The sequence below is a fragment of the Paenibacillus sp. Y5S-9 genome (assembly GCF_036894235.1).
In the GTDB taxonomy this organism is placed as follows: Bacteria; Bacillota; Bacilli; order Paenibacillales; family Paenibacillaceae; genus Paenibacillus.
Genome location: NZ_CP145887.1, coordinates 17,224 through 30,124, shown reverse-complemented (window position 1 = coordinate 30,124; position 12,901 = coordinate 17,224). Strand labels below are relative to the sequence as shown.

Sequence of the window (12,901 nt, the reverse complement as noted above, 5' to 3'; positions counted from 1 at the left end):
GAATCGTTGGTATGATGAGTATCATAAAACATAAAATAATGTCGAATAATGACAAAGATAGTTAGCTGAGAGGAGCACTGATTATAATGATGAAATCAACAGGTATTGTAAGAAAAGTGGACGAACTGGGACGGGTAGTTATTCCAATTGAATTGCGCCGTACGCTCGGTATTGGTGAAAAAGATGCTCTGGAAATCTACGTTGACGGCGAGCGCATCATGTTGAAAAAATACGAGCCTGCTTGTATCTTCTGTGGTAATGCAGAGAACGTTACTTACTTCAAAGGTAAAATTGTTTGTAATGAATGTATTTCTGAAATCCCTGCACCTGTGACAAAATAAGAAAAACCAGGTATACTGGACTTATCTAAATTGTTATTTCTAACCTTTTTAATATTCCTTAATGACCTTCCCGGTGTGAACCCCACCGCGGAAGGTATTTTTTTGCCCTGTTATGGGTTCCTTTACCCAAAAAGATTCTGTTACACGCGAACCGGAAGAGAACGATAAATTTTGTTTGGAATTTTTTGAGCCACTCTGCTCTTTTTAATATTCCACTAAGGTTGGATATAAGCTTCTTTTCAGGTTATGTTCCCCACAACAGAAGATATTTGGTTAGATTACTACTCGATTAATGCATTATATACATCACGCTTCGTCAGGCCGCGATCGGTAGCCGTTTTTTTCATTGCATCTTTACGGTTATGTCCTTCACCCTCATAATGGCTGACATGATCCGCGAGTGACATGAGCTGCCACCATGCTTCGCGTTCAGCCTTACGCTCCTCTTCCTTAATGCCTTCTACCAGCAAACAGTACTCGCCAAGAGGCGGATGTTCTTCAAGCCAATCTATACATTCCTTCACAGTGCCCCTTGCGAATTCCTCATGACGCTTGGTTAGTTCACGAGCCAGGACAATCGAGCGATCACCCAGAATTTCTTCGAGGTGGACTAATGTTTTCCGAATACGGTGAGGCGATTCATAAAATAACAAAGTCCCGTTCGATTCGTCAAAAGCCTCCAGCACTTTTCGCATGTCCTTTTTCTCCCGCGGCAAAAAACCGCCGAATGTAAAACGCTCCGTCGGTAATCCGGACACGATCAGAGCAGACAACGCAGCGTTGGGTCCAGGGATGGGAATGACCGTTATTCCGGCTTCCAATGCAAGCTGTACAAGGTCGGAACCAGGATCCGAAATGGCTGGCAAACCGGCATCGCTGACGAGTGCCAAATTTTTTCCTTCTATTATATATCGTATCAGTTCAGGTCCACTTGCCCCCTTATTATGCTCATGATAACTAAACAGCATCGAAGGTGTAATTTCAAAATGGGTAAGCAGCTTTCGGGTCTGGCGTGTATCTTCTGCTGCAATGATGTCACAACTCTGCAATGTCTTGATGGCCCGGAAGGTCATATCCTCCAGATTACCAATAGGTGTTCCAACCAGATATAGCTTGCCTGATCCTTCAGGCTGCTCCGCATAGCTTTTCTGAATATGCAAAGTCATCTAAATCCCTCCTTTCGTAGTACGCTCAGCATGTTGCTGACCATAGTAAATATCCATAATCTCTTCGCAGTATTTCCCCTCTTCATTGTAGACAATGAGTGGAGGAAGCATCCTTACTTCGGGTTTACCATCTTTCATGCCTTCAATTAATACCATGTTGGCTTCCAGATGAGCACGGGGATGTACCATCCGAATCCGTTTTGGCTCCAGCTTATATTCGCGCATGAGCGAGATAATCTCTGCAAGGCGCTGTGGACGATGAACCATCGATACTTTGCCGCCATTACGTACAAGTCGACTGCAAGCCTGAATCACTTCTTCCAGGGTACATCCGATTTCATGACGTGCCATTGCCTGATGTGTGTTCATCTTAAGGTCACTGCCATTCAAAGGCATATATGGAGGATTAACCGTAATTGCATCGTATACAGCGTGTCCTGTTTCTTTCACCAATTCTCGCAAATCACCTTCACGAATCATAATCGACTCGTCCAATGTATTTAATTGCACACTGCGACGTGCCATATCAGCCAAACGTGGCTGGATCTCAATCCCTTCCAGACTAGCCTGCGTACGCGTTGTAAGCAGAATGGGAACCACCCCGTTACCTGTACACAAATCAAGTACACGACCCCGTTTAGGTACGGAAGCAAACCGGGCTAATAATACGGCATCCATCGAAAAACTAAACACTTCATCACTTTGAATAATTCTCAGATCATGAGAGAGCAGATCATCAATCCGCTCTGACTCATGTAACACAACTTCATTTGCTTTCATATGTTACGCTCATCCTCCGGTACTCTTATCACATGTTTGTTGAGTTTAGGTTTATAACCTTGAAAAAAAACCGTAGGGGATCCCTACGGTCACTTCATTTATTCAAAAAAGACAGGCAGAACAGACAATCGCCTTCCGTCCGCAAATGTCCATAATAGACGTTGCAGATATGGAAGCCTTCGTGATACAACCGGGCCAGATTATCATACCCTTCACCGACAACGTCCTCGCCTGTAGCCGGGCCTGCTGGTCTTGCTACAGGAGCGAGTGCTGAGGAGATCGGCAGATCTGTCGGAGCCTCACGTTTGAGCAGTTTGCGTAACTGCTCATTCTCGATGGTAAGCCGCTGATTATCCTCAAGCAGCTCCTTCACAATCATTTTTAACTCTCCTAAATCACCGTGCAACTGACCCAGTTGGGTTTCCATTTCATGAATGTGCGTAAACAGATTTTTCTTTTCCAAGTTTCCACCCCGAAGCAACCTTTATGGTTTACTTGATAACGACGTCATCCAGCGGAAGTTCTTTGACTTTACTGATGTCGAACAGTTGAACATGGACTGTGCGGCTACCGGCATTAATTCCGACAACTTTTCCTTCACCCAATGAGGTGACGACCAATTTGCCTACAGCTGGCAGTTCTTCTCTCACACTTTCATAGTTATCATGCTCAAATTTCAGACAGCACATGAGTCTTCCGCACAACCCTGAAATTTTCGTCGGATTCAGTGACAGGCTCTGATCTTTAGCCATCTTGATTGATACCGGCTCAAAGTCTCCCAGCCAGGAAGAACAACACAACACACGGCCGCAAGGTCCGATTCCGCCAAGCATCTTCGCTTCATCACGTACACCAATCTGTCTCAGCTCGATTCGTGTCCGGAATATGCTTGCCAGATCCTTGACCAGCTCCCGGAAATCAACTCTTCCTTCAGCTGTAAAATAAAATATAATTTTATTGCGATCAAACGTAAATTCCACATCGACCAGCTTCATTTTGAGGCCATGGTCTTTGATTTTATTTAAACAAGTACCGAATGCTTCCTTCGCTGCACGCTTGTTCTCATCAACCACACGGGCATCTGTCTCGCCCGCAACGCGGATGACTTTCTTCAGCGGCAACACCACATCGGACTCGCCCACTTCCTTCTTACCTACGACAACCTTACCGTACTCAACCCCCCGCGCTGTCTCCACGATAACGCAGTTTTCTTTCTCAATGGGAAGGTCCAGGGGATCGAAGTAATAAATTTTGCCCGCTTTTTTGAAACGGACACCCACTACACTATACAAAAAATTAACCCCCTTGTAAGCCAACCCCACTTCGTCTGAAGCCCCGTCTTCTTAGGGAACCGGATGAAGTTATAACCGTTTGCATATGATTGGAGCTAACTCTGCCCTCTCCCAGTCTTATGCCAAACCGATCAAAAATTGCTCCAGACAAAGCTGGCCATTGACGTTGAAACGCAATTTTTTTCTGCATGCTGCGGCCATATCCATATAGGAGACCCACTGCTCTGTGCTGCGGGTATGTGCCAACTGAGATAACATGTCTAACTGATCTATAAAAACGATATGTTCATGCCTATCGTACTGAACATACAGCATGTCCCTAAACCATAGATGGAACAAACTAAGTAACATGTCCAGGTGTTCAGAGAGTCCGGTTTTAAAAAGCTTCTGCTGTGCAGAGATCAATGATGTACTTCCTCTACCCAGGGACTCCTTCCCTAATTGTAACATTACGTTTCTAATTTCTGCAAACCAATTCTGCTGGAGAATTTCTCTACATGCTTCCAATCCTGACGCTAAATGGACGGCAGAGCGAGCCAGATTGGCAGGGTGCCCTTCCTCAATTAGTGATTGAAGCATCTCTTCCGGATTCAGTGCGCTGAACGGCACCAATTGAGAGCGTGAGCGGATGGTTGGCAACATGGCCTGTCCATTATCTGTAATCAGGATGCCGACTGCTGGTACCTGCGGTTCCTCCAGAAATTTGAGCAAACTGTTTGCTGCCTGCACCGTCATTTTCTCGGCTTGTTCTATAATATATACTTTGGGATGGCCTGCCTCTGATCGGTATGAAAAGATACGCTGCAGATCCCGGATTTGATCTATTTTAATGTTGTTTCCATCTGGTGCAAGCATGGTTAGATCCGGATGGTTACCATGATCCACCTTACGACATTCAAGACACTGCCCACAAGCGTCATCTTCAAGCTCTGTACAGAATATTGCCTTGGCAAAGGTAATTGCCGTCTTCCGTTGCCCGCTACCAGCTGGACCACTAAACAAATACGCATGGCTTATTGCATGACGTCTCAAACTGCTCTGTAACATTTGCTTGGCCGCTTGTTGACCCATAATCTGTTGAAAGGACATACTTCCTCCTCAGAAGCTTAAATTAATAAGCATCCCCCGAATTTCGCCTACTTGTTGTAATAGAGAGATTTTTCCTTCTTCTGTATCCAGCAGTTCATCAGCCATGGATAACAGAGCGGAGTCAATTTCATCAATCAGCTTATACCGCTTGCCTCTGCCACGACGATCCCAACCCCTTGTCTCTTTCATGGATACACCGCGACGAACGGTCTCTTCCAGGAACCTTTTAACAAGTTGCTTATACGCCTTCAGTTCACGAATCGTCATGGAACGTGCCAAGCGATCGCCCTGAAGCTGGATTTCACTAAACCGGCGATTCAGTTCAGCTTGTGAGGCCCGTTCCCCCTGGTGATTCATCATATCAGAGAAATTTTTGGATTGAACCGGTTTGGAACCTGAATCAGTAGAACTGATCCCGCTCTGAATCGGTCTGAATCCAGGATTGATTTTCATGGATACGCCCGCTTTCTATCATAGATAGCCAATCGCCCATCAGCACAGTGCGCGTTGCGCCTGTGCGTGAGAATGAGGCTTTTATATATGCTGATCACACTCTATATATAATGGTAGATACACATCACCATCAAGGACTTGTTCTTTGTAGTCAACCTCTTTCCTAGATGAACCATTCCCCAGCTGGGAAATGCTCATCCGGAAAGAGTATGCTGATTCTTCTCATCAAGAAAGGCGTTCCGTAAGTGGCACGCACGAACTCTGTTAACTCTTCTTGCATCCATCGTTTCCAACATGCTATCGATCATGAAGGATCCTCATGAGATCCATGCAATAGGTTTAATTAGAAATGTTCGAAGCGATCTACCGGGAGAACAAATACAGTAGCTCCGCCTACTTGAACTTCAACAGGTAGCGGCAGGTAAGAGTCGGTTGTTCCACTCATCGGTGTGACCGGAGTCACGAGCTGTTCACGAACCTTACAGCTGCTGCGAATGACGTTCATTACGGATTCGACTTGACCATCATCGACACCGATCATAAACGTCGTGTTGCCTGCCTTCAAAAATCCGCCCGTACTGGCAAGCTTTGTTGCCCGAAAGTTTGCTTTGACCAATGCGCTGGATAATCGGTTGCTGTCTTTATCCTGTATAATCGCAACAATCAGTTTCATCCTGCATAACCTCCTTTAGAATAAGCACCTTTACTAAATGCCCTGTCTATATATTAGACAATTACTCGTCAAAATCCTTCAAAATCCCTGTCTCCAGCGACAAAATCATCGCTGCCAAAACATCCTCCTGCTTCATGGAAGCATCGATAACTCTGATTCGTTCCGGGAACTGCTCTTTTAATAGGAAGTAACCCTCTCGTACTTTACGGTGAAACTCCAGATTTTCCAGATCCAGACGGTTCACTTCGCGGCCATCATGAGCATCGATCCGGGCAAGCCCCACTTCAGGCTCAATGTCCAGATATAAGGTTACATCCGGCATGAGATCACCAATCGCAAAGCGATTAATGGCCCATACATTCTCTATCCCGAGTCCACGAGCGTATCCTTGATAGACCAGACTGCTATCGACAAATCGGTCACAAATGACTGCTTTTCCAGCTCTCAGAGCAGGCTCTACTTTCTCCGCCAGATGCTGGCTGCGTGCAGCTGCATACAATAGTGCTTCGGTTCGAGAATCCATTGCCGTATGAAGAGGGTCCAGGATAATTGAACGTATTTTCTCCGCAATCTCAATTCCGCCAGGCTCTCGCGTAACTACGTAAGGTATACCCCGTTCTTCAAAATAAGAACCTACTCTACCGATCATCGTTGTTTTACCGGAACCCTCTCCCCCTTCCAGCGTAATGAATTTACCTCTGCCCTGCATATGCTTCCCTGCTTTCTATGTCGATAATTGCATCTATTGCTGCTGTAATGAATATGCTTAGACCCTCTTGCTACAGGATATGATATCCCCCGCCCAGAGGTGTATAGCTACAGCTATATCGGTACGTAATAATAAAACCAAGATCATACAAGCTTGTTTCTTTCTATCATACTATAGGTCAGCGGTTACTCCAACATGAACAACAAAGTAAAGCGTTCAACCGTAGATGATCCATACCCATAATGGAAGCATAATTGATCCGGCAATGGCACTGACAATCATGGATACTGAACTAAGGGCTACTGCATTCTCTCCATATTCAAAAGACCTTGCCATGCCGAGGGCATGAGATGCTGAACCCAGTCCAATTCCATAGGCATGTTTACTGCGGACTTTGGCCCATTTCAAGAGCATCGGCCCCAATAATATCCCTGAGAATCCTGCAATCATCACAAACAGCGATGTGAATGAGGCATTCCCTCCAACCTGATTAGCGAGTTGAATAGCCACAGGAGTGGTCACGGATTTTGGCAATAAAGCGATAACCATCTCTTGAGGATAGCCAAGCAGAATGGCGATTAAAGCACCTGTGGAGACACCTGTAATACTGCCTCCGATTGTTCCACCCACAATTGGAATGATATTTTGCTTCAGCACATGCAGATGTCTGGACAAGGGAAAAGCGAGAGATACAACTGCTGGTCCCAAGAGCTCCTGTATCCATTTGCCACCCAGCATGTACGTATCCAGCTTTATACCGGAAATCACCAAGATCAGGATCAGTATGGCAGTTGTTGTGAGTACAGGCATAAGTATCGGCCATTTCAGCCTTTTATATAGACGAGTGGCTGGAATATATACAGCGATGGTTAGCGCGATCATTCCAATTCCGAGGATGAATGCTGACAAGTGATCGCCTCCTTTTTGCCTGAATGAGACGATCTCCATGTCATAAGCCACTCACTTAATTTGGCAGATATCAGACATGTGATTAATGTGCTAATGATCAAACCAAGAACCAATAATAATGTGTTGGCTCTAAAAAATTCAAAATGATTCATAATGCCCACAGTTGGCGGAATAAACAACAATTGCAGATGAGATTGAAGCCACGTTGACCCTTCTTCTCCCCAGCTCATTTTGATCCATCCCAGTTGAATAGTGACAAACAAAACCAGCATGCCCACAATACTGCCTGTTAACGGCAGATGTAATACAGCTTGAATCAAGTTTCCAATCCAATAAAAACCGTACATCAGCAAAACTTGCAGGACTATTCCTGTATATTTTTTTAGCGGAATACCCAAAGTGTTCCCTTCTTTCTTCTGTCTATCTCTATAAGTTGAACTAGAGCGTGTCTTCATACCTGCCGAAAGCAGGAACGTAACTGAACGTGTCTGGAGTAGAGCATGGAGCGGGAGCCCTAACGACCCTGTGACATCTTATTTAGCAATTTGAAACGCCCGCAGCAATCTAAGGAATCTGAAACACGCTATGTTGGAATAACCGGCAGTTTACAGCGTGTTTGTTAGATGATTTTGGTTAATAACGTGTCTCAGATTCCATACAAAATAAAAGGAGGACTCTACGGTTAAATAAGACGTCCTCTGTTCCTTACAAAATCGTCTGGACAATTCGCCAGATCAGCAACCACTTGACTTCCAGATGTTGGACCTGACATCCTTCAACGTATTGCATGCCTGAGTTTGAAGACACACCCTAGCAACTAAATTAATGACCAAGAGACCCTCACATATGTAGGGTCCAGTATCGCTATCCGTATTGGTCATATAGACTACCTATTGGTGAATGCAATTCAGTTTTTCATGTGTATCGTCAATTCTTCATGACCTTCAATACCTGTAGAGATGCATCGGATACCCCGTGAAACTTTGCTCCTTCATCCCGCAGGAGTTGTATACGTGTCACCATCGATGGACTTAGGCGTTCACCCGGATACACAAGCGGAATCCCTGGAGGATACGGGACTACCATCTCAGCTGATCGACAACCCACGCTTTCTTCTATCGGAACATTGACCGTATCCGTATCCACAATCGGTTGCAGCGTGAAGGAGATCGGTTCCGAGTAGCGAGTGTTTTCTTGTAAATTGTTCCACGTGGAAATATAATGCGCCGAACCTTTCGCAAGCTGATGAGATGACTCTGTATTAGATTGGACCTGCTCATGCCCATTGGCAGAGCTGATATGGTGTAAAGCCTGCAACAGGTGCTGAGCATCTTGCACCGTTGAGCCCAGGCTGAAGAGCAAGACGACGTACCGTTCGTCGCTCATCTCGGGCACACAGCCGCATGCTTCCAGCTGCTGCTGTAGCCCATAACCGCTCAGCACCCCTGCGCCGTCATAAATGACTGCCTTGAATGGGTCCTGAGCGGTATACCCCGCGGCAGAAGGCTTCGCCGCCGCGGTCAGGCCCTCCCGTGTCTGCTGCGCAGCGGACACGGACAGGCCAGCCGGCTTCGCTGTTCCGGCTGGCGGTTCTTGCTGCAGCGGCTGTGCAGGCTGCAGCAACTGAAAGCGCGGAAGCTCCGCGAGGCCGCGCTTAAAAGCATTCACGGCGGCGAGCCCCGCCGTGAAAGTGTTCGCGCCCTGCACATGCAGCAGGCGGCGCGCCAGATCAAGCGAAGCCATCACCGGGTATGATGGGCTTGAGCTTTGCACCATGGCCAGGCGCTGCCTTAACAGGGACCGGTTTAACCGTGGTCCCTGAATGTGCAGCATGGCACCCATGGTGAAGGCCGTCAGCATCTTATGCGTCGACTGCACAACACCGTCTGCTCCGCACGACAGTGCAGAGACAGGCAGCTCCGGATGCTGCCCATAATGCGCGCCATGCGCTTCATCCACGAGCAATGGCATGCCAGCGGCGTGGCATACCTCGGCTATGGGCGTCAGATCATCGCCCATGCCGTAATAATTGGGCAAAGTGACAAGTACGCCCTTTGCCTCAGGATAGGACTGGACAGCAGCCTGCACCGTCTCCACCGACGGCATGACCGCAAGTCCAGACGCAGGATCGACCCATGGCTCCAGGAATACAGCTCTTGCGCCTGCCAGCATCAAACCGTGAATAACAGATTTGTGCACATTCCGTTGCACCAGTACAATACTGTTTGGCTCATCACACACAGTTAGCAATAGAGACAAATTACCTGCCGTACTGCCTCCCACAAGGAAGAAACTCTCCTCAGCACCAAAACAATCTGCCGCCAGCTCCTGTGCTTCCTGGATCACACCTTCCGGATGATGCAAATCGTCGGTGCCCGTAATCTCCGTAACATCCATCTCCATCATCTCCAGAAATGAACGATCCGGTACCAATCCTATTTCCGAACGAGTTCCTTCAGCGCTAAGACGTTCCCCACTCCTCATGTCTGCCCCATGTTTCTCCACTGAACTGGATCGCTCTATCCCTCCGTTAACATTCCCTCCTGCATCGGTCTGAATCTCTCCGTTGTGCTGGTGTTCCTCATTAACGATATCCTTAACTGGAGGTTGCCCTGCTTCTGCTTGTTCTACCAAATGTCGATAAGCTTGTCCATTCTTATGCCCAGGCACATGAAAAGAACGCTGCTTCGAATCACGATACGCAAGCAACGCTTCATATAAAGGGGCTCTAGTTGATTTATTTTTATGATCCATGAAATAACCATCCTGTACATATATAATATGCGCCCGATACGCTCCAGTACGCTTCCTAATCTAAGGAACACCCTTCTTCCCCATCTCCACACGCGCTACTGCAAAAATCTCTATATCATTATATCAGCATACGCCTTCCCAAGATGGCATACAAGATAATCTCTCCTCTTAAAAACAGAAAAAGGCCCATTGGGCCTCTATACACATCAGCATCGTTACAATGTGATGTTTCGCTTCTACTTCTATTAGCAACATTCATTATGCGTTTTTTTGTACCCAAATTTGCTTCATTTGATGAATAAAATAATTGTACTTGGCATCCTGCGCGTCGGTATGAACCATTTCCGCTTCACAACTGTCACATATGAATTCAGATACAATAAAAATGCCTTCTTTTTTTCTTTGCTCGCAGATAATACATGTGTGTTCGGCATGTTCTTCCATGAACCATCCCACCTTGTTTTACGTTTACTATCAGTATTGCACAGTTTCTATTATTTTAAACATTTTCATAGTGCTTTCTTTCTATAAAATATATATATTCGCTCACCCCCTCTTGGGTGTCTGTACCGAAAAATACATTCATTCTCCCTACAAGAACATTCACCTGCTTATGTATATACAGTAATCCTGCATTCCATCGCAATTACCTCTACATCACGTATCCCTTGGCCTGACTCAAACTTATATTCAATTTCCTTAAAAAAACTTGGAATCCCAGCCGATATATAATACATGATAACGATATCAAAGCCTGACAGTCCGTGTATTCGGGAGTATACTGAGATAAGCTCCGTCGAATCTCAATATCTTGTACAATCGTCATGTCGTGAGATACAAGGTTCATATATACATACATGTATAATTCATTCCCTTTTACTCGTGTAAGAAAAACGAATACCTACTCCCACACAAACGTGAATCCGAAGGAGGATATATAATCGTATGATCGCCGAACCGGAGAATAAAGCAACATTTTATCAATACCGGCTTCTGAAAAAAAAGGCTATCGCCCGCAGTGTCATTTACAGCTATCTGTGTCTGCCGGTCATCATGCTCTTATTCAATCTACTCGCATTCTCCTGGACTGGCCTCTTCTTTTTTGTACTGGCAGGTCCAATCACCATCTGGATTCATTATGTCATCGCCAGAACGATATTACTGCTGGTCCGTACCTCTTACGCCAAACGCTGGCGCTGGAATATGCGTATGCCCTGGTTAGGTTATATCCCTGATCAGCATTTCAGCTTCCGTATGTTTGTCCGGGTACACCTTAATATGAGCTGGATTGGACTATGTATCATTACTGTATGTTTGATATGGTCCCCATTGTCCTTCACCCTCTCGCTGATCTTCTGGCATTTGTGGTTGCTGGGTCCTCGCTTGTATGTTGTAATGGTACTCTCCCGTGAGCGCAAAGATGGACTCATCAAATTGAATGAACAAGATGTCTCATACTATCTGCAATAACGCTCCCTCAGTTATGCAATGCTAAACGTACCTCACTTACCTGTAATACATAATCGCTGAGCCCTTCGAGTAATCTGATACAAAAACATGATCGTGTATCGTTCAGTTGACTCAGCCTCACATGCTCAAATAAAGGTTATCCACAGTGGATAACCTTTATTTATCGTCCCCTTCTTATCCCTTATCCACAGTATGGGTATAGTAAAATGAGTTATCCCCACTCGAGGCTCTACTCTTCTCCTCTTTTCCTCCGGTGTTCCATCTCCTCATAACCCCAGATATCTCGTAGATCTTGCACCTTTGAGCAATCTCTTGCTCGGTCTCAGCTCTATATGCCTTCTAATTGCTTCCCATCAGCCACTTATTACCTCAATAGCTTTATACAACTTATATCCTCCGCCTCTATTTTAGTGGTCCACACTCCCCTACACTTCAAGCACACATACCACCTATACGTGTACAAAAGAAACCACTCCATTCCTTCTGTACCTGTATGACCTCTGATCCACCATACGTGATAAGTTCTCCCACCATTACTAAAACCTACTTCGCTAAATAACAAAAAGCCCCCGATCATGTACACGGGAGCTTACTATATTATAAGGAACATCACAGCGTTAATTAATCATACCGAACCATAGCTGAACCAGCTCAATCATCTTCAGCCAATGATTTAACTGTCGTTTGAGTAGCATCATTTCTAGGAACCATTAGTGTAAAGGAACCATCATGTACCGCTAAATGCACAGTATGTCCTTCCTTTGCAAATACGCGCAAGGTACTGGATTCATTGGATGTACCCTTGGCTTGCCTCTCTGTCCAACCCCAGCTTTTAATCTCGTCTAGATATACCTCAGGTAAGCTAGTACTCTCACTAATACCAGACAGCGTATATCGAACATAATCCATATCCGAATTATTTTCAGACTGGTCAGATTTATTCGCTACTTTAGGCACCGGAAAACTTTTCTCGTTCACCGCACCTTCATATGAAGTCCATACAGATCCTGAAGCTTCACCGCATCCTGCCAGAACAACGGTCAAACAAAGCAACAGAAATGATTGTAGTCCAAGTCTCCGCCAACTTAACACACACACCCTCCTTTTCACAGCTGCACATTCCAGCTCTGTGGTCAGGTACTTTTAGCATATTTAACATAGTCCTATTATACTGGTTTTGCCGCTGTTATCCGTAACAAAAATGTTACCTTCCAGTATCGATCATGTCAGGGCTTCCGCGCATCGTATCTAATCCTTACAAACAA

Annotated in this window: 15 protein-coding genes; 2 read left to right on the top strand and 13 right to left on the bottom strand. The window is 45.6% G+C overall.

Annotated elements, in window-relative coordinates; genetic code table 11:
- The first annotated feature begins 86 nt into the window (after nt 1–86).
- Nucleotides 87–341, top strand: a complete 255-nt coding sequence (locus tag V6669_RS00135) for an AbrB/MazE/SpoVT family DNA-binding domain-containing protein (RefSeq protein ID WP_024633700.1) — start codon at nt 87–89, stop codon at nt 339–341.
- 281 nt (nt 342–622) lie between these two features.
- Here the strand turns inward: V6669_RS00135 and rsmI are convergent, their stop codons facing one another.
- From rsmI to V6669_RS00075, 12 genes are all read right to left on the bottom strand, one after another.
- Nucleotides 623–1,507: a 16S rRNA (cytidine(1402)-2'-O)-methyltransferase gene (rsmI, locus tag V6669_RS00130; RefSeq protein WP_307540904.1), complete on the bottom strand. Its 885-nt coding sequence runs from the start codon at nt 1,505–1,507 to the stop codon at nt 623–625.
- A complete protein-coding gene (locus tag V6669_RS00125) occupies nt 1,508–2,287 on the bottom strand; it encodes a tRNA1(Val) (adenine(37)-N6)-methyltransferase (RefSeq protein ID WP_338589708.1) in 780 nt (259 codons plus the stop codon).
- A 94-nt stretch (nt 2,288–2,381) separates the two neighbouring features.
- The gene (gene yabA / locus V6669_RS00120) at nt 2,382–2,750 is read right to left on the bottom strand and encodes a DNA replication initiation control protein YabA (protein ID WP_315939725.1); all 369 of its coding nucleotides are present in this window, start codon (nt 2,748–2,750) and stop codon (nt 2,382–2,384) included.
- A 28-nt stretch (nt 2,751–2,778) separates the two neighbouring features.
- Nucleotides 2,779–3,579, bottom strand: coding sequence for a stage 0 sporulation family protein (locus V6669_RS00115; RefSeq protein ID WP_053778939.1), 801 nt, complete (start codon nt 3,577–3,579; stop codon nt 2,779–2,781).
- Between the two features lie 117 nt (nt 3,580–3,696).
- Nucleotides 3,697–4,668, bottom strand: a complete 972-nt coding sequence (holB, locus tag V6669_RS00110; protein WP_076216771.1) for a DNA polymerase III subunit delta' — start codon at nt 4,666–4,668, stop codon at nt 3,697–3,699.
- A gap of 9 nt (nt 4,669–4,677) precedes the next feature.
- Nucleotides 4,678–5,121, bottom strand: coding sequence for a YaaR family protein (locus tag V6669_RS00105; RefSeq protein WP_017691389.1), 444 nt, complete (start codon nt 5,119–5,121; stop codon nt 4,678–4,680).
- Nucleotides 5,122–5,464: 343 nt separating this feature from the next.
- Nucleotides 5,465–5,794 carry a cyclic-di-AMP receptor gene (locus V6669_RS00100; RefSeq protein ID WP_017691391.1) on the bottom strand — a complete coding sequence of 110 codons (330 nt, stop codon included), beginning with the start codon at nt 5,792–5,794 and terminating at the stop codon, nt 5,465–5,467.
- Between the two features lie 61 nt (nt 5,795–5,855).
- On the bottom strand, nt 5,856–6,503 hold the full coding sequence (gene tmk / locus V6669_RS00095; RefSeq protein WP_338589699.1) for a dTMP kinase: 648 nt from the start codon (nt 6,501–6,503) through the stop codon (nt 5,856–5,858).
- A gap of 216 nt (nt 6,504–6,719) precedes the next feature.
- The gene (locus V6669_RS00090) at nt 6,720–7,412 is read right to left on the bottom strand and encodes an LrgB family protein (protein ID WP_051449580.1); all 693 of its coding nucleotides are present in this window, start codon (nt 7,410–7,412) and stop codon (nt 6,720–6,722) included.
- Nucleotides 7,382–7,810: a CidA/LrgA family protein gene (locus tag V6669_RS00085; RefSeq protein WP_338589695.1), complete on the bottom strand. Its 429-nt coding sequence runs from the start codon at nt 7,808–7,810 to the stop codon at nt 7,382–7,384. The genes V6669_RS00090 and V6669_RS00085 overlap by 31 nt, the downstream gene beginning before the upstream one ends.
- Before the next feature lie 529 nt (nt 7,811–8,339).
- Nucleotides 8,340–10,166 (bottom strand): aminotransferase class I/II-fold pyridoxal phosphate-dependent enzyme, encoded by a 1,827-nt coding sequence (locus tag V6669_RS00080; RefSeq protein ID WP_338589693.1) that lies wholly within the window; start codon nt 10,164–10,166, stop codon nt 8,340–8,342.
- Between the two features lie 258 nt (nt 10,167–10,424).
- Entirely contained in the window at nt 10,425–10,610 is a 186-nt protein-coding gene (locus V6669_RS00075) for a sigma factor G inhibitor Gin (RefSeq protein ID WP_338589691.1), read from the bottom strand.
- Between the two features lie 501 nt (nt 10,611–11,111).
- Here V6669_RS00075 and V6669_RS00070 point away from each other — a divergent pair.
- Nucleotides 11,112–11,636: a hypothetical protein gene (locus V6669_RS00070; RefSeq protein WP_036606136.1), complete on the top strand. Its 525-nt coding sequence runs from the start codon at nt 11,112–11,114 to the stop codon at nt 11,634–11,636.
- 651 nt (nt 11,637–12,287) lie between these two features.
- On the opposite strand, the gene V6669_RS00065 is transcribed toward V6669_RS00070, so the two are convergent.
- Nucleotides 12,288–12,728: a hypothetical protein gene (locus V6669_RS00065; RefSeq protein ID WP_017691399.1), complete on the bottom strand. Its 441-nt coding sequence runs from the start codon at nt 12,726–12,728 to the stop codon at nt 12,288–12,290.
- Nucleotides 12,729–12,901 lie beyond the last annotated feature (173 nt).

Coding starts and splice junctions, on each gene's coding strand:
- V6669_RS00135 (WP_024633700.1), top strand. CDS start 87: ATGATGAAATCAACAGGTATTGTAAGAAAAGTGGACGAACTGGGACGG.
- rsmI (WP_307540904.1), bottom strand. CDS start 1,507: ATGACTTTGCATATTCAGAAAAGCTATGCGGAGCAGCCTGAAGGATCA.
- V6669_RS00125 (WP_338589708.1), bottom strand. CDS start 2,287: ATGAAAGCAAATGAAGTTGTGTTACATGAGTCAGAGCGGATTGATGAT.
- holB (WP_076216771.1), bottom strand. CDS start 4,668: ATGTCCTTTCAACAGATTATGGGTCAACAAGCGGCCAAGCAAATGTTA.
- V6669_RS00105 (WP_017691389.1), bottom strand. CDS start 5,121: ATGAAAATCAATCCTGGATTCAGACCGATTCAGAGCGGGATCAGTTCT.
- V6669_RS00100 (WP_017691391.1), bottom strand. CDS start 5,794: ATGAAACTGATTGTTGCGATTATACAGGATAAAGACAGCAACCGATTA.
- tmk (WP_338589699.1), bottom strand. CDS start 6,503: ATGCAGGGCAGAGGTAAATTCATTACGCTGGAAGGGGGAGAGGGTTCC.
- V6669_RS00080 (WP_338589693.1), bottom strand. CDS start 10,166: ATGGATCATAAAAATAAATCAACTAGAGCCCCTTTATATGAAGCGTTG.
- V6669_RS00075 (WP_338589691.1), bottom strand. CDS start 10,610: ATGGAAGAACATGCCGAACACACATGTATTATCTGCGAGCAAAGAAAA.
- V6669_RS00070 (WP_036606136.1), top strand. CDS start 11,112: ATGATCGCCGAACCGGAGAATAAAGCAACATTTTATCAATACCGGCTT.